The organism is Pseudomonas sp. (genome assembly GCF_050739775.1).
Taxonomy (GTDB): Bacteria; Pseudomonadota; Gammaproteobacteria; order Pseudomonadales; family Pseudomonadaceae; genus Aquipseudomonas.
In genome coordinates this window covers 1-18162 of the sequence record NZ_JBOICA010000039.1, presented here as the reverse complement: position 1 = coordinate 18162, position 18162 = coordinate 1, and the positions used below count along the sequence as shown (strand labels likewise).

General features: G+C 61.7%; 18 protein-coding genes and 1 pseudogene. 9 read left to right on the top strand and 10 right to left on the bottom strand.

Translation table 11 applies throughout. The features are described from left to right. Positions 1 to 3 precede the first annotated feature (3 nt). The 6 genes from mazG to ACRESH_RS19155 form a co-directional block, all read right to left on the bottom strand. The gene (gene mazG, locus ACRESH_RS19180) at positions 4 to 834 is read right to left on the bottom strand and encodes a nucleoside triphosphate pyrophosphohydrolase (protein ID WP_431743452.1); all 831 of its coding nucleotides are present in this window, start codon (positions 832 to 834) and stop codon (positions 4 to 6) included. 53 nt (positions 835 to 887) lie between these two features. Continuing rightward, entirely contained in the window at positions 888 to 3128 is a 2241-nt protein-coding gene (gene relA / locus ACRESH_RS19175) for a GTP diphosphokinase (RefSeq protein ID WP_431743451.1), read from the bottom strand. Positions 3129 to 3227: 99 nt separating this feature from the next. Continuing rightward, positions 3228 to 4586 (bottom strand): 23S rRNA (uracil(1939)-C(5))-methyltransferase RlmD, encoded by a 1359-nt coding sequence (gene rlmD, locus ACRESH_RS19170; RefSeq protein ID WP_431743450.1) that lies wholly within the window; start codon positions 4584 to 4586, stop codon positions 3228 to 3230. Then, on the bottom strand, positions 4586 to 5488 hold the full coding sequence (gene cysM / locus ACRESH_RS19165; protein WP_431743449.1) for a cysteine synthase CysM: 903 nt from the start codon (positions 5486 to 5488) through the stop codon (positions 4586 to 4588). Before cysM ends, rlmD begins: the two co-directional genes overlap by 1 nt. Positions 5489 to 5629: 141 nt before the next feature. Then, positions 5630 to 7009 carry a histidine kinase sensor domain-containing protein gene (locus tag ACRESH_RS19160; RefSeq protein WP_431743448.1) on the bottom strand — a complete coding sequence of 460 codons (1380 nt, stop codon included), beginning with the start codon at positions 7007 to 7009 and terminating at the stop codon, positions 5630 to 5632. Beyond that, complete coding sequence (locus ACRESH_RS19155; protein ID WP_431743447.1) at positions 6981 to 7697, bottom strand: response regulator transcription factor; 717 nt, start codon at positions 7695 to 7697, stop codon at positions 6981 to 6983. Before ACRESH_RS19155 ends, ACRESH_RS19160 begins: the two co-directional genes overlap by 29 nt. 217 nt (positions 7698 to 7914) lie before the next feature. Here ACRESH_RS19155 and ACRESH_RS19150 point away from each other — a divergent pair, with 217 nt between their 5' ends. From ACRESH_RS19150 to ACRESH_RS19135, 4 genes are all read left to right on the top strand, one after another. After that, complete coding sequence (locus ACRESH_RS19150) at positions 7915 to 10668, top strand: response regulator (protein WP_431743446.1); 2754 nt, start codon at positions 7915 to 7917, stop codon at positions 10666 to 10668. 65 nt (positions 10669 to 10733) lie between these two features. Next, positions 10734 to 11723 carry a 2-hydroxyacid dehydrogenase gene (locus ACRESH_RS19145; protein WP_431743445.1) on the top strand — a complete coding sequence of 330 codons (990 nt, stop codon included), beginning with the start codon at positions 10734 to 10736 and terminating at the stop codon, positions 11721 to 11723. Between the two features lie 31 nt (positions 11724 to 11754). After that, complete coding sequence (locus tag ACRESH_RS19140) at positions 11755 to 12192, top strand: hypothetical protein (RefSeq protein WP_431743444.1); 438 nt, start codon at positions 11755 to 11757, stop codon at positions 12190 to 12192. Continuing rightward, positions 12189 to 12593 (top strand): META domain-containing protein, encoded by a 405-nt coding sequence (locus ACRESH_RS19135; RefSeq protein WP_431743443.1) that lies wholly within the window; start codon positions 12189 to 12191, stop codon positions 12591 to 12593. Before ACRESH_RS19140 ends, ACRESH_RS19135 begins: the two co-directional genes overlap by 4 nt. 105 nt (positions 12594 to 12698) lie before the next feature. Here ACRESH_RS19135 and ACRESH_RS19130 read toward each other — a convergent pair whose 3' ends face one another. Beyond that, positions 12699 to 13169 (bottom strand): peroxiredoxin family protein, encoded by a 471-nt coding sequence (locus ACRESH_RS19130; RefSeq protein ID WP_431743442.1) that lies wholly within the window; start codon positions 13167 to 13169, stop codon positions 12699 to 12701. A gap of 86 nt (positions 13170 to 13255) precedes the next feature. Between ACRESH_RS19130 and arsC the strand changes: the two genes are divergently transcribed. The 3 genes from arsC to ACRESH_RS19115 are packed head-to-tail and all read left to right on the top strand — an operon-like array spanning position 13256 to position 14620. Further along, positions 13256 to 13609 (top strand): arsenate reductase (glutaredoxin), encoded by a 354-nt coding sequence (gene arsC / locus ACRESH_RS19125; RefSeq protein ID WP_431743441.1) that lies wholly within the window; start codon positions 13256 to 13258, stop codon positions 13607 to 13609. Continuing rightward, on the top strand, positions 13606 to 14211 hold the full coding sequence (gene wrbA / locus ACRESH_RS19120; protein WP_431743440.1) for an NAD(P)H:quinone oxidoreductase: 606 nt from the start codon (positions 13606 to 13608) through the stop codon (positions 14209 to 14211). The genes arsC and wrbA overlap by 4 nt, the downstream gene beginning before the upstream one ends. Further along, a complete protein-coding gene (locus ACRESH_RS19115; RefSeq protein WP_431743439.1) occupies positions 14204 to 14620 on the top strand; it encodes a DUF2069 domain-containing protein in 417 nt (138 codons plus the stop codon). The genes wrbA and ACRESH_RS19115 overlap by 8 nt, the downstream gene beginning before the upstream one ends. A 26-nt stretch (positions 14621 to 14646) precedes the next feature. Here the strand turns inward: ACRESH_RS19115 and ACRESH_RS19110 are convergent, their stop codons facing one another. After that, positions 14647 to 15318, bottom strand: a complete 672-nt coding sequence (locus tag ACRESH_RS19110; protein ID WP_431743438.1) for a DNA-3-methyladenine glycosylase I — start codon at positions 15316 to 15318, stop codon at positions 14647 to 14649. A gap of 5 nt (positions 15319 to 15323) precedes the next feature. Further along, positions 15324 to 16148, bottom strand: coding sequence for a tRNA 2-thiocytidine(32) synthetase TtcA (gene ttcA / locus ACRESH_RS19105; RefSeq protein WP_431743437.1), 825 nt, complete (start codon positions 16146 to 16148; stop codon positions 15324 to 15326). A gap of 271 nt (positions 16149 to 16419) precedes the next feature. Between ttcA and ACRESH_RS19100 the strand changes: the two genes are divergently transcribed. After that, complete coding sequence (locus ACRESH_RS19100) at positions 16420 to 17019, top strand: Yip1 family protein (RefSeq protein ID WP_431743436.1); 600 nt, start codon at positions 16420 to 16422, stop codon at positions 17017 to 17019. Positions 17020 to 17158: 139 nt separating this feature from the next. Continuing rightward, complete coding sequence (locus ACRESH_RS19095; protein WP_431743435.1) at positions 17159 to 17653, top strand: SprT family zinc-dependent metalloprotease; 495 nt, start codon at positions 17159 to 17161, stop codon at positions 17651 to 17653. Between the two features lie 75 nt (positions 17654 to 17728). Here ACRESH_RS19095 and ACRESH_RS19090 read toward each other — a convergent pair. Beyond that, a pseudogene (locus tag ACRESH_RS19090) lies at positions 17729 to 18162 on the bottom strand (type VI secretion IcmF C-terminal domain-containing protein); the annotation flags it as partial.

Here is an 18162-nt window from a genome sequence, read left to right as displayed (position 1 = left end):
AGCTCAGCCGCAGCTGGGCAGGTTCTTTTCCTGACGTTTGGCTTCGCCCCAAAGCGCATCCATGTCTTCCAGGGTGCAATCTTCAATCGGACGCCCACTATCGCGCAATGCCTGCTCGATAAATCGGAAACGTCGTTCAAACTTTTGGTTGGCGCCGCGCAGGGCGTTTTCCGGGTCGACCTTCAGGTGCCGGGCCAGGTTGACCGTGGCAAACAGCAGATCGCCCAATTCATCGGCCAGTGCGGCACTGTCATTGTCGGCCATGGCCTGAAGCACTTCGTCGAGTTCTTCTCGCACTTTGTCCAACACCGGCAAAGCATCCGGCCAATCGAATCCGACTTTGGCTGTGCGCTTTTGCAGCTTGGCTGCCCGCGACAGTGCAGGCAAGGCGGCTGGCACGTCATCGAGCAACGACAGCTGTTCGGCAACGCCCTTCTCTGCCCGCTCCTGGGCTTTGATTTCCTCCCAGCGCTGCTTGACCTGGGCCTCGTCGAGCTTGGGTGTATCCAGCGGTGCGTACAGCTCACCGCTGGGGAACACGTGAGGATGGCGACGGATCAGCTTGCCGGTAATGCTGTCGATCACTCCGGCAAACTCGAAGCGGCCTTCTTCGCGGGCCAGCTGACTGTAATAGACCACCTGGAACAGCAGGTCGCCCAACTCGCCCTGCAAGTGTTCAAAGTCGCTGCGTTCGATGGCATCGGCCACTTCGTAGGCTTCTTCGAGCGTGTAGGGAATGATGCTCGCGTAGGTCTGCTTGAGATCCCACGGGCAGCCGTACTGCGGGTCACGCAGCCGGGCCATGAGGTGGAGCAGGTCGTCCAGGGTGTACATCAGAAAGGTCTCTCAGGTCTGGCCTCATACGGGTCAAGCCCGCGATGGCGGTCTCAAGACGTACGATTACGCCGCGTCTCGATGATGTTCGGCAACTGCGAAATCCGCCCGAGCAGGCGCCCAAGGGCATCCAGGCCAGGAATCTCGATGGTCAAAGACATCAGTGCAGTGTTGTCTTCCTTGTTCGAGCGGGTATTGACCGCCAATACGTTGATCCGCTCATTGAGCAGCACCTGGGAGACATCACGCAGCAAGCCCGGACGATCGTAGGCACGGATGATGATATCCACCGGGTAGGTCTGCACCGGCACCGGCCCCCAGCTGACCTGGATGATCCGCTCCGGCTCGCGCCCGGCCAGTTGCAGCACCGAGGCGCAATCCTGACGGTGGATGGTCACCCCACGACCCACGGTGATGTAGCCGACAATCGCATCCCCCGGCAACGGCTGGCAGCAGCCGGCCATTTGCGTGAGCAGGTTGCCGACGCCCTGGATCTGGATATCGCCACGCTTGCCCGGTTTGTAACCGGTCGCCTTGCGCGGTACCAGCTCGATGTGCTCGCTGCGCTCCGGCTCGACCAGTTGCTGGGCAGCGTTGACCAGATGGGCCAGGCGCAAGTCGCCCGCCCCAAGGGAGGCGAACATGTCCTCGGCAGCCCTGAGGTTGGCCTTTTCCGCCAGCCGCTCGAAATCCACCTGGGGCAGGCCCAGGCGGTTGAGTTCGCGTTCGAGCAGGGTCTTGCCGGCGGCGACGTTCTGATCGCGCGCCTGCAGTTTGAACCAGTGAACGATCTTCGCCCGCGCCCGCGAAGTGGTGACATAGCCCAGGTTCGAGTTCAGCCAGTCGCGGCTGGGGTTGCCGTGCTTGCTGGTGATGATCTCGACCTGCTCACCCGTCTGCAGGCTGTAGTTGAGCGGCACGATCCGCCCATTGATCTTCGCCCCTCGGCAGTTGTGGCCGATCTCGGTATGCACCCGATAAGCGAAGTCCAGCGGCGTGGCCCCCTTGGGCAGGTCGATGGCATGCCCGTCGGGGGTGAAGACATACACCCGGTCGGGCTCGATATCGACGCGCAGCTGTTCAGCCAGGCCACCGATGTCACCCAACTCTTCATGCCACTCGAGCACCTGACGCAACCAGGAAATTTTTTCCTCGTAATGGTTGGAACTGGATTTGACGTCGGTACCCTTGTAGCGCCAGTGCGCGCAAACGCCAAGCTCGGCTTCCTCGTGCATGGCATGAGTGCGAATCTGCACTTCGAGCACCTTGCCCTCGGGGCCGATCACCGCAGTGTGCAGCGAGCGGTAGCCGTTCTCCTTGGGGTTGGCGATATAGTCGTCGAATTCTTTCGGGATGTGCCGCCAGAGGGTGTGGACGATCCCCAGCGCGGTATAGCAATCGCGCATTTCCGGGACCAGAACGCGTACCGCGCGTACGTCGTAGATCTGGCTGAACTCCAGGCCTTTGCGCTGCATTTTGCGCCAGATCGAATAGATGTGCTTGGCCCGGCCGCTGATATCAGCGTTGACCCCGGTGGCCAGCAACTCACTCTGCAATTGGCTCATCACATCGCTGATGAAGCGTTCACGGTCCAGGCGCCGCTCATGCAGTAGCTTGGCGATCTGCTTGTATTGATCCGGCTCCAGGTAGCGGAAGGACAGGTCTTCCAGCTCCCATTTGATATGACCGATGCCCAGGCGATGCGCCAGGGGCGCGTAGATATCGAACACCTCGCGGGCGACGCGGTGACGTTTCTCGTCGCCGGCGCCTTTGACTGCGCGGATTGCACAGGTGCGCTCGGCCAACTTGATCAACGCCACGCGGACGTCATCAACCATGGCCACGAGCATTTTTCGCAGGTTCTCGACCTGCGCCTGGGAGCCCAGCACCAGCGATTGGCGGGGGCTGAGGCTGGCGCTGATGGCGGCCATGCGCAGCACGCCGTCGATCAGCTTGGACACCACCGGACCAAAACGCGGGCCGACTTCCGCCAGGGTCACCTTGCCTTCGCGCACGGCACGGTAGATCACCGCAGCGACCAGCGAATCCTGGTCGAGCTTGAGGTCGGCAAGGATTTCGGCGATTTCCAGGCCGGCCTGGAAACTCGAGGTCCCGTCGGCCCAGGAATGCTTGGCCGGGTTGCCCTTTTTCTCGATCTCATGAGCGAACTCGCAAGCCTCCTTGAGGGCTTCACGGTCCAGCGCCAGGTCGACGCTCACCACATGGTCCAGCCATGCTTCGAGATTGATACTGCCGTCGGTATTGACCGGCTGGTGCACTCTCACCTGTACCATCTTTGTTTACCTTTCCCTACAGCGCATTCACGATGCGCTTGATATCTCTGGTGCTGCCCCTGCCGGACCCAAGGTGCAGCGCCCAACGCGCCAGTCCCGCTAGCCCGCTTCGAATAACGCCATGGCTTCGACATGCGCCGTCTGAGGAAACATGTCGAGAATCCCGGCACATTTTAACCGGTAACCCTGCCTGACCAGCTCGAGCGTGTCGCGGGCCAGGGTTGCCGGGTTGCACGATACATACACCAGACGTTTCGCCCCAAGGTCTGCGATTTTTCGCACTACCTCATAGGCACCGTCCCGCGGTGGGTCCAAGAGTACCGCAGAAAAGCCTCCAGCGGCCCAGCCGGAGGCGGACAACGGCTGCGATAAATCGGCCTGAAAAAACTGCGTGTTATGCAAATTGTTACTTCGTGCATTGGCCGCTGCCCGCTCGACCATTGCCTGCACGCCTTCCACCGCCACCACTTCACGCGCCTGCCGGGCCAGCGGCAGGGCGAAATTGCCCAAGCCGCAGAACAGGTCGAGCACGCGCTCGTCGGCTTGCGGCGCCAGCCAGGCCAGCGCCTGCTCGATCATCGCCGTATTGACCTCGGCGTTGACCTGAACGAAATCCCCGGGCCGGTATGCCAGCTCCAGATTCCACGGTGCCAGGGTAAAACCGAGCGTCTGACCCGCGTCGACCGGAGAAGGTTCACCCTCGCCTTGCAACCAGAGCTGCGCACCAGCCTCATTGCAGAACGCCTGCAAGCGAGCCAGGTCGCCCTCTGCCAACGGCGCGGTATGACGCAACAGCAAAGCCAATGCCGTACCGCTGAACAGCTCGACATGACCTACCACCTGCGGCTTGCTCAAACTCTGCAGAAGCATGGGCAGGTGACGCATGATCGACTGCAAAGGTTGTACCAGTACCGGACAATCATCGATGGCGACGATGTCTTGGCTGGCTTCGGCGCGGAAACCGACTTCGAGCTTCTTCGCTTTGGCATCCCAACGCACTGCCACCCGCGCCCGGCGCCGGTAACCGTACTCAGACCCGGTCAGCGCTGCAGCCCAGCGCTCGGGTGCGACGCCGGCGACCCGCTGCAGCTGCTCGGCCAGCAAGCGCTGTTTGAGGGCCAATTGATCAGCATGAGACAGGTGCTGCAAGTTGCAGCCTCCGCAACGATCAAAATGCTTGCAAGGTGCCTCACGACGGTCTGAGCTGGCGGTGAAAACCCGTTCCAGGCGCGCCTCGACCACTTTGCCATGGGCGTTGAGCACCCGCGCCTCGACCTCCTCCTCTGCCAGCGCAGCACTGACAAACCAGGTACGCCCTTCGAAAAAGGCGATACCACGGCCATCCCCCGCCAGGCGCTCGATACGCAGGCGTTGCTTTTTGCCGGTGGGAACCTGCGGCGTACGGCTGCCGCCGGCCGGCTGGAAGCGCAGGCCGCTGTTATGTTTACTTTTGGACATCAGTTCGCCGCGTCGAAAATGCCGGTCGACAGATAACGGTCGCCACGGTCACAAATGATTGCCACGATCACGGCGTTTTCCAACTCGCGGGACAGGCGCAACATGGCCGCCACTGCACCACCGGAGGACACACCGCAGAAAATGCCCTCTTCGCGGGCCAGTCGGCGGGTGGTCTCTTCGGCTTCGCTCTGGGCCATATCGACCACGCGATCGACGCGATCAGCCTGATAGATCTTTGGCAGATACTCTTCGGGCCAGCGCCGAATGCCCGGAATCGCCGAGCCTTCCATCGGTTGCAGGCCAACGATCTGCACCGCCGGGTTTTGCTCCTTGAGATAACGCGAGCAACCCATGATGGTGCCGGTGGTGCCCATGGAGCTGACGAAATGGGTGATGCTGCCCTGGGTCTGGCGCCAGATCTCGGGACCGGTGCTGACATAGTGGGCTTCGGGATTGTCAACGTTGCCGAACTGATCGAGCACCAGGCCACGGCCATCGGCTTGCAGGCGGTCAGCGAGGTCGCGAGCGCCTTCCATGCCCTCATCCTTGCTGACCAGGATCAGCTCGGCGCCATAGGCGGTCATTGCCGCTTTGCGTTCAGCACTGGAGTTATCGGGCATGATCAGGATCATCTTGTAACCCTTGATCGCCGCCGCCATGGCCAAAGCAATCCCGGTGTTGCCCGAGGTCGCTTCGATCAGGGTGTCGCCCGGCTTGATCTGCCCGCGCAATTCGGCACGAGTGATCATCGACAACGCTGGCCGGTCCTTGACCGAACCTGCCGGGTTATTGCCTTCAAGCTTGAGCAGGAGGGTGTTGCTGGTCTCACCGGCTATGCGCTGCAGGCGGACCAGGGGCGTGTTGCCGACGCAATCGGCGATGGTTGGGTACTGCAAGGTCATGGCGTAGTTCGCAATCCAGACTGCGGGGGGACCTATCATACCGGCAAACGAGTCTTGCCCATATCACGCAATGTGTTGGCGTTATAGCTACAAGCTATAAGCGGCAAACTGTTCACTCACTTGCAGCTGATGGCTTGTAGCTTACCGCTCAATTGCCACCGGCAACTGAATATTCAGCCGCAACCCCTGACCGGTGTTCTGCGCCCACAGGCGTCCGCCTTGGCGCACGATGGCATTGCGGGCGATGCTCAAGCCCAGGCCGAAACCACCATCGCCCGGACGTGAACCGTCAAGCCGGGTAAATGGCGCGAAGATGCGTTCAAGTTCAGCTTCTGCCACTCCGCCACCCTGATCTTCCAGCCACAGCAGCCAATGATTGCCCTGACGGCGACCACTCAAGCGGATCACTCCGCTGGCCGGAGAGTGGCGAATGGCATTGCGCAGAATGTTCTCCAGGGCCTGGGCCAGGCTGTTGAGGTTGCCCTGCACCCAGCAGGAGGCGTCCAGGGTGCAATGCAGTTGCATCGACGGCCAGGTGCTTTCAAAACAGGCATCCTCGGCCAGCATGTCCCAGAGTGCCTGGACCTGAATCGGCTCCTTGCACAGCGGCGCCCGCTCGGTATCGAGCCAGGCCAGTTGCAAGGCATCCTCCACCAGCCGCTGCATGCAGTCGACCTCACGCCCCAGGCGCTCGCGCAACTGTCCGGCGTCAGCGTCACCTTCGCAGGCTACCCGCAGACGGCTCAACGGCGTGCGCAGCTCATGGGACAGGTCACGCAACAGCTGCTGCTGCAAGGCTACCGTGCCTTGCAGGCGCTCAGCCATGTCATCGAAAGCACGCCCCAGCTCGCCCAGCTCATCCTGGCGGCTAGTGGTACTGCTGGCCACCCGCGCCGAGAGCTGATCCGCTCGCCAGGCATTGGCCTGCTCACGCAACTGGATCAGGGGCATGATCAACATGCGGTACAGGCCCACGCACAGCAACAAGGTGAACAACCCCGGAATGATGCCGTTGGTCATGAACCGCCAGAACAGACGGTACTGACCGGGCATCAGGCGCTCTGGCAATTCGATCACCAACAGCCCCTGCTCAGGGTGCTCGACAAACGGCACGCGCATCCAGGGCAAGCCGAGCACCCGGCGACTGACTGGCCAATCGATTCCTCGCAGGAAGGTGATCTTGCGGCTTTGCTCAGGTGTCAGGGAGGTGCTGCTCAGCGACTGCAAGTCTGGCCCCAGTACATTCACCCAGGTACCTTCCTTATCGGCCATGTCGGCCATCCAGGCATCGACCCCTGCCTGCCCACCCTGTTCCCAGGCCCGTTCGGCCTCAGCGGCATAGTCGGTCAAGGTGACCCGGGCCTGATCGGAGAGATAGGCGTTCCGGGTTTCCATGTGCCGGCCCCAGCTCCAGCTCAGGCCGATCATCAACAGACAGAAACCGACCAGCAGAATCGCCAGTTTCCAGAACAATGAGTGGCGATTGGGCACTTCAGCTGACCTCAGCGGCACTGAGCACATAGCCCTTGCCCCACACCGTGCGCACTTCACGCTCCTGGTAACCGATAGCCTTGAGCTTGCGCCGGATCTGGCTGACATGCATGTCCAGGCTGCGGTCATGGCGAGCATAGCCGCGCTGCAGTACCTGCTGATAAAGGAAGGCCTTGCTCAGCACCTCTTCATGGCTGCGGTGCAAAATGTCGAGCAGGCGGTACTCACTCAGGGTCAGCCCAGCCCAGCGCTCGCCACAGCAGACATCACAAGCCTGCTCGTCGAACTTCAAGGCACCGCCTTGCTCCACAGAGGGTTCCTGGCGCCGACGCTCCAGCGCCACACGGCGCAGAATCGCCTCGATGCGCACTTGCAGCTCGGCCATGCTGAACGGTTTGGGCAGGTAGTCATCGGCGCCGCGCTGGAAACCACTGATGCGGTCAGCTTCGGCACCCAGGGCAGACATCATGATCACTGGCGTCGAACTGCTTTCGCGCAGTTTTGCCAGCACTTCCAGGCCGTTCAATCCTGGTAGCAGGATGTCCATCAGGACCACATCGAAACGCGACTCGCGCGCAACCTCCAAGCCTTCGCGACCGTTCTTGCACCAAGTGACGTTGAAGCCGCCACGCCGCAACTCTTCGAGCAAGTGGGCGCCCAGGACGGGGTCATCCTCGATGGCAAGTATGTGGGATTCGCTAATAGTTACGGGATTCATTGGCTGGTGCTAGCAATTCTCAGTTACGCAATTATTGAGTAATTGCTTTATGTAGGCAACCCGCAACTGCTCGTCGGCACGACAGTAAGGATGGCGCCTATGTCAAAAGAAGATACAAATGAGTGCATTACACGAGAAGGCGCGGTACTTTTCCGACTTGGTCCGCCAGCATGCACTGACGGCGGCTTACAGCACTTGCCAGGCACAGGAGAGTTGCGTGCTGAATCGTTTGGGAATCCGCAGCCGCGTGTTGCTGCTGGCCTTGGTGCCTGCTGGTTTGATGGCATTGGTACTGGGCAGCTATTTCACCTGGCTGCAGCAGAACGAGCTGCAAACCCAATTGCTACAGCGCGGCAAGATGATTGCCGAAAACCTGGCCCCATTGGTGGCACCGGCTTTGGTCCACCAAGATCCGGCACAGCTGGAGCGCATCGCCGCCCAGGCCCTGGAGCAGGCGGATGTTCGCGCGGTAGCGTTTCTCGGACCGGACCGCAATAACCTTGCCCATGCGGGCCCGAGCATGCTCAATCAGGCACCTGCCGGCGGCGGCACAGCGCTGCTGCAGCGCAGCGGTAGTGACGCCACCCGCTACCTGCTGCCGGTGTTCGGTCACCATCGAGACCTGGCGGGCGAGCGTATTCCGGGCGAAGCAGACCGGCTGCTAGGCTGGGTGGAAATCGAACTGTCCCACGATGGCACCCTGTTGCGCGGATACCGCAGCCTGTTCACCAGCTTGCTGCTGATATTTTTCGGCCTGGTCGCCACAGCGCTGCTGGCCATGCGCATGAGCCGCACGATCAATGACCCGATCGGTCAGATCAAGCACGCCGTGACCCAGCTCAAGGACGGCAACCTGGAGGAACGCCTGCCGGTCATGGGCAGCTACGAGATGGATGAGCTGGCTGCCGGCATCAATCGCATGGCCGAAACCCTGCACAGCGCCCATGAAGAGTTGCAGCACAGCATCGACCAGGCTACCGAAGACGTACGCCAGAACCTGGAAACCATCGAGATCCAGAACATCGAGCTGGATATGGCGCGCAAGGAAGCCCTGGAGGCCAGCCGGATCAAGTCCGAGTTCCTCGCCAACATGAGCCACGAGATCCGTACACCACTCAATGGCATCCTCGGCTTTACCCACCTGCTGCAAAAAAGCGAGCTGACGCCGCGCCAGCTCGATTACCTCGGCACCATCGAGAAGTCCGCCAGCAGCCTGCTCGGCATCATCAACGAGATTCTCGACTTCTCCAAGATCGAGGCCGGCAAGCTGGTGCTCGACAGTATTCCGTTCAATTTGCGCGACCTGATCCAGGACACCCTGACCATTCTCGCTCCCGCCGCCCATGCCAAGCAGCTGGAACTGGTCAGTCTGGTCTATCGCGACACGCCACTGTCGCTGGTTGGCGACCCACTGCGCCTGAAGCAGATCCTCACCAATCTGGTGAGCAATGCCATCAAGTTCACCCGCGAAGGCACCATCGTTACCCGGGCCATGCTCGAAGAGGAGCACGAGGACAGCGTACAACTGCGCATCAGTGTCCAGGACACCGGCATCGGCCTGTCCAACCAGGATGTACGGGCACTGTTTCAGGCATTCAGCCAAGCCGACAACTCGCTGTCGCGCCAGCCGGGTGGCACCGGACTGGGCCTGGTGATCTCCAAACGCCTGATCGAGCAGATGGGCGGCGAAATCGGTGTCGACAGCACCCCGGGCGAAGGCTCACAGTTCTGGGTCAGCCTGCGCTTGCCCAAGGCACGTGACGACGCCGAAGACCTGCCCCTGCAATCACTGATGGAGCGTCGGGTGGCCATTGTCGATGGCCATGAACTGGCTCGCCAGGCCCTGGAACATCAACTGAAGGATTGCGGCCTGCACGTTAGCGCCTTCAACTCGATCGACCCGCTGCTGCATGCGGTGGCAGCGGCGCGGATGGCTGGCGAACCTTTCACCCTAGCTGTCATGGGGGTCAACCTCGATAGCGTAGCTCCAGAACGCCTGGGTCAGTACATTCAGCAATTGCAGCGCCTGGACTGCCAGGCGCTGGTACTGTGCCCGACCACCGAACAGGCGCTCTACCACCCTTACTTGTCCAATGCCCATAGCCAGCTCCAGGCCAAACCAGCCTGCACCCGCAAGTTGCGCCGGGCCTTGCTGGAGCTGGTCCAACCACGGCGCAGCATCAGCGAAACCAAGGTCGGTCGCGAGCAGCCGCTCCCCAAGGTGCTCTGCGTCGACGACAACCCCGCCAACCTCTTGCTGGTGCAGACCCTGCTCGAAGATATGGGCGCCGAAGTGCTGGCGGTCGACAGTGGCTATGCCGCCGTCCAGGCCGTGCAGGATGAGCGCTTCGACCTGGTGTTGATGGACGTGCAGATGCCTGGCATGGACGGTCGCGAGTGCACCGAGCAGATACGCCAGTGGGAAAGCAGCCACAGCGGTGCGCCCCTGCCTATCGTCGCCCTCACCGCCCATGCCATGGCCAATGAAAAACGCGCCCTGCTGCACAGCGGTATGGACGATTACCTGACCAAGCCGATCAGCGAGCGCCAGTTGGCCCAAGTGGTGCTCAAGTGGACCGGCTTGAACTTGAGTGCACCGCACAACGAACGTACGCCGGCACGCCTTGCCGACAGCAGCGAACTCAAGGTCCTCGACCCGGAAGAAGGTTTGCGCCTGGCAGCGGGCAAACCCGACCTGGCTGCCGACATGCTGGCCATGTTGCTGGCTTCGCTGGAGGCCGACCGCGAGGCTATTCGCCTCGCCCGGGAAGCCGCCGACCGCAACGGTATGATCGAGCGCGTGCATCGCCTCAATGGCGCTTCACGCTACTGTGGCGTGCCACAGTTGCGGGCAGCCTGCCAGCGCAGCGAAACCCTGCTCAAACAGAATGACCCTGAAGCACCGCGCGCCCTGGACGAACTGGACCGGGCCATCATCCGACTTACCGCCCAGGCGCGCCTTAGCGCCTGACCTGAAGCAAGATGATGTGCAGCCCCCGCGGTTAGACTCCTCCGCAATCGATTCAGGAAGATCCCATGCGCGTACTGTTTTTCAGCAGCCAGACCTACGATCAGGATAGCTTTAGCAGCGCCCCCGCGACCCACGGGCTAGAGCTGCACTTCCAGCCAGCACGCCTGAGCGAGGACACCGCAGCTCTGGCCAGCGGCCATGAAGTGGTCTGCGCCTTCATCAACGACGACCTCAGTGCCCCGGTGCTCGAACGCCTTGCCGCTGGCGGAACGTGCCTGATCGCCCTGCGCTCGGCCGGCTACAACCATGTCGACCTTGCGGCGGCAAAACACCTGGGCCTGGCCGTGGTACGTGTACCGGCCTATTCACCGCATGCCGTGGCTGAACATGCCGTCGCCCTGATCCTGGCCCTGAACCGTCGCCTGCATCGGGCCTACAACCGCACCCGCGAAGGCAATTTCAGCCTGCACGGGCTGACCGGCTTCGACCTCCACGGCAAAACCGTCGGCGTGGTCGGCACTGGCCAGATAGGTGCCGCCTTCGCCCGGATCATGGCTGGTTTCGGCTGCCAGTTGCTGGCTTACGACCCCTACCCCAATCCTCAACTGCTGGCCCTGGGCGCCCGCTATCTGGAGCTGCCAGAACTGCTGCGCCAGGCACAGATCATCAGCCTGCACTGCCCGTTGACCGAACAGACTCGCCACCTGATCAACCCACAGAGCCTGGCGCAGTTGCAGCCGGGCGCCATGCTGATCAATACCGGTCGCGGCGCCCTGATCGACACCCCGGCGTTGATCGAGGCCTTGAAGGATGGCCAATTGGGCTATCTGGGCCTGGATGTCTACGAAGAAGAAGCCCAGCTGTTCTTCGAGGACCGCTCCGACCTGCCGCTCCAGGACGACGTACTGGCCCGCTTGCTGACCTTCCCCAACGTCATCGTCACCGCCCACCAGGCCTTCCTCACCCGTGAGGCGCTGGCGGCCATTGCCGCGACGACGCTGGACAACATTACCCGCTGGGCGGCAGGCAATGCGCAAAACTTGGTCGAAGGTTGATGCTAGGATACGCGGCAGATTTGGAGGACCCATGGTCGAACACGATTTCCGCTACAACCTGTTTAACCCGCAACATACCCTGATCGAATGCCGCGCCCTGGTGCCAGGCCGCTATCAAGTGACCGGCAATGGTGGCTCGATCCAGAAGAATGATGTCCTGCTGGTAACCCTCAAGGGCAGCAAGGACTTGTCCATGCGCCTGACCGTGGAAACCGTACGCCACCTGATCAACCCGACCGGCCAATGGGTCGCGGTGGCCAGCGGCCCGGTATTCGGCGAGCTGGCGATCCACACCTGGGAAGTCAATTGCGACAGTTGCCAGGCCAACCTGAGCTTCGAGTTCGCGGTTGATGCCAAGCTTGGCAAGAAAGCCCTGCAACCCACCGCCACCGCGCGCATCGCAGAACTTGGCTGGAGCAGCCGTGGCGACAAGCACCGGTGCCCGAAATGCAAGGAGACGGCCGAGTGAAAAACCTGCTGCTCTGCGCCCTGACCGGTACCGCCCTGCTGGGTTGCGCCGCCGAGCCGATGAAGCTTGAGCAGGAGCGCAGCTACTTGCTGGAATGGATCGGTGAGCGTCCTTTGATGGACTACAGCCACCTGACCCTGACCCTGGCAGCGGACGGCCGGGCCTATGGCAATGGAGGTTGCAACCACTGGTTCGCGCCTTACCAACTCGACGGCGACAAACTCACCTTCGGCAAGATCGGCAGCACCCGCAAGATGTGCGCGCCGGCACTGATGGAACAGGAAAAGCGCTTCCTCCAGGCCCTGGAAACCGTCCAGCGCTGGGATATCTCGCCGATCGAACAGGTGCGCTTCTGGCCTGCCGAGGGCAAGCCGCTGCGCTTCTGGCCTGAAGAAGGCTGATGCAAACCTGTGAGAGCGGATTCATCCGCGAAGGACTGCGTAGCAGTCCCAGAATTGGGGCTGCTCTGCGCCCCTTCACGGATGAATCCGCTCTCACAGTAAGACTCAGCCTTTGGCGCCTTTGAGCGCTGCCAACTTCTGATTCAACCCCTCAAGCGTCTGCTCACCCATCAGTTGCTCACGCACCTTGCCCTTGTCATCAATGATGTAAGTCACCGGCAAGGCCTCGCTACGCGGCAGTTCGTAACGCTCAGCCGGGTCGCTGGCCAGCACGGTGAAACCGATGCCCAGGGCTTCACTGGCCTTTTTCAGTTCCTCGCCCTGGAGGCCGTCGAAGTTCACACCGAGGACCTTTACCCCTTGTGCCTGCCATTGCTTGGCGGCGGCATTGAGTTCCGGTATTTCGGTCCGGCACGGGCCACACCATTCAGCCCAGTAGTTGAGCACCAACCAGTGCCCGTCGATCTGCTCAGCTTTCACGGTCTGGCCGTTCTGGTCCAGGCCATAATCTGCACCGCACCCGCCGAGCAACAGGCTCGCGGTGATGGCCAGTGCTGCTGCCAAACGCCTTGTCATGGGTCAATCCTTCTCGAAGATTCAAGCAAAATGCGAAGTCGCTGCGGTTAGAATAGCCGCCACACCCTGCTGGATGCGACCCGAACATGACTGACCTGACTCTCTATCACAATCCGCGCTGCTCCAAATCCCGCGGCGCACTCGAACTGCTCGAAGCCCGTGGCCTGACCCCGACCGTGGTCCGCTACCTGGAAACCCCGCCAGACGCCCCGACCCTCAAGGCCCTGCTCGGCAAGCTGGACATCGGTGCGCGCCAACTGCTGCGCAGTGGTGAAGACGAGTACAAGGACCTGAACCTGGCTGACCCGGCCCTGAGCGATGCGCAATTGATCGACGCCATGGTCAAGCACCCGAAACTGATCGAGCGGCCGATCCTGGTTGCCGGTGACAAAGCCGTGATCGGCCGCCCGCCGGAGAAGATCCTGGAGATCCTGCCATGAGCGCGCCCTACATCCTGATCCTGTTCTACAGCCGCCACGGCTCGACCAGCGAAATGGCCCGGCAGATTGCCCGCGGTGTCGAGATGGCCGGCCTGGAAGCACGGATCCGTACGGTCCCGGCCATTTCCACCGAATGTGAAGCCGTGGCCCCGGACATCCCGGAGTCTGGCGCGCTGTATGCGACCCTGGACGACCTGCGCCACTGCTCGGGCCTGGCCCTGGGCAGCCCGACCCGCTTCGGCAATATGGCCGCGCCGCTCAAGTACTTCATCGATGGCACCAGCAGCCTGTGGCTCAGCGGCGGCTTGGTGGGCAAGCCAGCAGCGGCCTTCACCTCTACCGCCAGCCTGCATGGCGGCCAGGAGTCGACCCTGCTGTCGATGCTACTGCCCCTGATGCACCACGGCATGCTGATCATGGGCCTGCCCTACAGCGAGTCGGCGTTGCTGGAAACCCGTGGTGGCGGCACGCCCTATGGCGCCAGCCATCACGCTGGGGCTGACGGCAAGCGCGACCTGGATGCTGACGAAATCACCCTGTGCCGCGCCCTGGGACAACGCTTGGCCAGCACCGCCAAACTGCTGGAGAACGGCCGTGGCTAAAAAGCCCAAGGTGCTGCCCTCGATCGACTGGCTGGCACCGCGCCTGCGCCTGGCCCGGGCGCTGAGCCTGGCGAGCTTTTTCGGCCTGATTGCCCTGCTGACGATCAACAACCTGCTGTTCGCCGACCTGCATGGCGCGCGCACCGGCGTGATCCTCGCGGTCGAGCTGGTGCCCCTGGCGCTGTTGCTGCCGGGGATGCTCCTGGGTAACGCGCGCGCCCATGCCTGGACCTGCTTCGTGGTCAACCTGTACTTCATTAAAGGGGTACTGGCCGCGTTCGACCCGGCACGGGCGCTGTTCGGCTGGCTGGAAGTGGCGATCAGCCTGGCGCTGTTCGTCAGTGCCTTGCTGTATGTACGCTGGCGTTTTCAGTATGACCGGCGGCTGGCCGGAGAGGGCTCGAACTGATCGCGGGGCATGCCCCGCGATCTACTTCAGTGATTGACGGTATGCGCCAGCATCACCGACAGCTGACACAGCGGTCGCCCACTTTCGGCATGCCACTGGTTAAATGCCGCCTGCACCAATGCCAGATCACGCTGGCTGGTCGGTGGTTTGTCGATGATGTCCTGGGCAATCAGCGCCGCACTCATGTCATCGGTGGGGATGAAGGTATCCTTGCCGACCATGCGCAGAAAACGCGGCGCCGACAACCCGCCCAACTGGTTGCCATGCTTGGCCAGGTACTTCCACAGGCCAACGATATCAGTTACCGGCCAGTCGGCAATCAGGGCACCGAAGCTGCCCTTCTCCTTTTCAACATCGAGAATCATCTGCGCATTGCGCGGCACGCTCTTGAGCTTGCCCAGGTGCCGGATGATCCGCGTGTCCTGCATCAGCCGCTCGAGGTGCTCGGCCCCCATCAGCACGACCTTGTGCGGGTCAAAGCCGAAGAACACTTCTTCGAAGGCCGGCCACTTGGCATCCACCAGACTGTGCTTGAGCCCAGCGCGAAACACCCGCAAGGCCAGGGTCGACAGGTAGCGGTCGGCGCTGATCGCGCGCAACTGCTCGGCGGTTTTCGCCTGGGGCAGGTACGCTTCCAGCGCCGCAGCAGAACCAAAGCGGTTCAGGCAGTACTCATGCAGCCATTGATAGTCGCGCATGCCGGTCAGATGTTCAGCACGTCGAGAAAACGTGGCGGTGCAGTGTCGTCGATCTTGAGATTAACGAAGTCGAACAGGTTGCGGTCAGCCAGCTGTGACGGCACCACGTTCTGCAGACCGCGGAAGATACTCTCGGTACGCCCCGGGGTTTTGCGCTCCCACTCCTCCAGCATGTCTTTGACCACCTGGCGCTGCAGGTTCTCCTGCGAGCCGCAGAGGTTGCACGGAATGATCGGAAATTCCTTCAGGTCCGAGTAGGCCTGAATGTCCTTTTCGCTGCAGTAGGCCAGCGGACGGATCACTACGTTGCGACCATCATCGGCGCGCAACTTCGGCGGCATGGCCTTGAGGGTGCCGTTGAAGAACATGTTGAGGAAGAAGGTCTCGACGATGTCGTCGCGGTGGTGCCCCAAGGCCATCTTGGTCGCGCCGATCTCGTCGGCGAAGGTGTACAGGGTACCGCGACGCAGGCGCGAGCACAGCGAGCAGGTGGTCTTGCCTTCCGGAACCAGCTCTTTGACCACCGAGTAGGTGTCTTTCTCGACGATGTGGTACTCGACGCCCAGGGTCTTGAGGTAGGCCGGCAGTACGTGCTCGGGGAAGCCTGGTTGCTTCTGGTCCATGTTCACCGCGACGATCTCGAACTTGATCGGCGCCACTTTCTGCAGGTGCAGCAGAACATCGAGCATGGTGTAGCTGTCTTTGCCGCCGGACAGGCAGACCATGACCTTGTCACCGTCTTCGATCATGTTGAAGTCGGTGATGGCTTCGCCAGCGAGACGACGCAGGCGTTTTTGCAGTTTGTTCTGGTTGACCGAAAGGGTGCCCATAGCGCTTGGAATCCGCGAGGTGTGACAAAAGCGGCATATTTTACGCACAAACCGTCGGCAGGCGTAGGCCAATCCGATAAAGACTGCAAGGTGATTAGCCGCCGCGCTGACAGCGCGATTTGCTCTAAAAAGCCGGCTTTGAGCGGCTAACTCCTTCCTATACTGCGACATAAGGCCACAGTAAAGGTGGCCTCGATCCTCTGGCCCCCATCACTTGGGGTCGCAAGCGCTCCGCTGGGGGGCGATGGCAACAACGGAAGGAGTGACTGGCATGATCCATCACGTTCTGGGGCTGTTTACCCATCCTGACCAAGAATGGAAAGAAATCCGTGGCGAGGAAGAAAGCATCAGCCACATGTACCTGACCCATACACTGATACTGGCGGCGATCCCCGCGGTATCGGCGTTTATCGGCACAACCCAGGTTGGCTGGGTCATCGGCGATCGCGCCCCGGTCATGTTGACCGAGGAAAGCGCGCTATGGATGACCATCATGTCGTACCTGGCAATGCTGGCTGGCGTCGCGGTGATGGGCGCGTTCATTCACTGGATGGCGCGCACCTACGACGCCAACCCGAGCATGGCCCGCTGCATCGCGTTTGCCACCTACACCGCGACGCCGCTGTTCGTTGGCGGCCTGGCGGCGCTATACCCCCACCTGTGGCTGGGGATGATCGTCGGCACGGCAGCCGTGTGCTACACGGTTTATCTGCTCTATGTCGGCCTGCCGACCTTCATGAACATACCTTCGGATGAAGGCTTCCTGTTCTCGAGTTCGGTATTGGCGGTCGGCCTGGTGGTGCTGGTAGCCATCATGGCCTTCACCGTGATCGTCTGGGGACTTGGCGTGGGGCCTGTCTATACAAACTAGAGTAATCAATAAGAAAGCAGCAACATAGGCGCAGTAACCCTCAGGCCGCCGCAAGGCGGCCTGAGGCTGGGCGCTGACAGGTGGCTCGGCAGCTTTGTGGCGGTTGCGGCATAATTGTCGGCCAGGAGTGTTCCCCGATATGCCCGAACTGCTCAAATCCCGCGTCGAAACCTGTTACCAGCAAGCCGAAATCTTTTTCAAACGCCCCTTCCCGCGCCCTGAAGTCAGTTTCAAGCTGCGTGGGCAAAAGGCCGGTGTTGCCCATCTGCATGAAAACCTGCTGCGCTTCAACCTGCAGTTGTATCGCGAAAACAGTGAAGACTTTCTCAAACAGACCGTTGCCCACGAAGTCGCCCACCTGGTCGCCCACCAACTGTTTGGCGACCGCATCCAGCCGCATGGCGAGGAGTGGCAGTTGATCATGCGCGGGGTTTATGAACTGCCGCCTAACCGTTGCCATAACTATGAAGTCAAACGCCGTACGCTGACCCGGTACATCTACCGCTGCCCTTGTGCCGGCAGCGACTTCCCCTTCTCGGCCCAGCGCCACAGCCTGGTGCGCCAGGGACGTCGGTATCTGTGCCGGCGCTGCCGGCATACCCTGGTGTATAGCGGGGAGACGCGGGTGGAGTAGCCAGAGCCTCGCGGGGCAAGCCCGGCTCCCACCGCAAGCCCGCCGTCATCTCATCAACCCGACGCGCGCTCACGTTCAAGTACCCGCACCGGCGGCGAGAAATATCTGCTGCGGCAAACGAAAACTGCGCAGCTTGAGCAGCGCCAGCGGCCCGGCACCCAGCTCGGTGCGCAGGTGCCAGGTCAGGCCCAGGCCATCCGGTGCCTCCAGCACCAGCCGGTAACGCGTGGCGCTGTCGTCCAGGACCGTGACCCGGGCTTGCTCCAGCAGGCGGATCAAGCCCCAGGTGCCCTGGTAGTCGCCGAACAGGCGCTCGCCGGTGCGCACGCTGGTCTAGGTCAGCCGCGCCCCGGGATGATCGCTGAAGCCCGGCCAGCTGAAGCGCTGCCAGAATTCTTTCTGGTTGAAGTAGGCATGCCGCTGGCCGTTGAGCAGGAAGGTGGTTTGCACCACGTCGCGCACCGGCTTGCCGCGCAGTTCGAAACTCAGGCCCATGCCGCCGTCGGTGT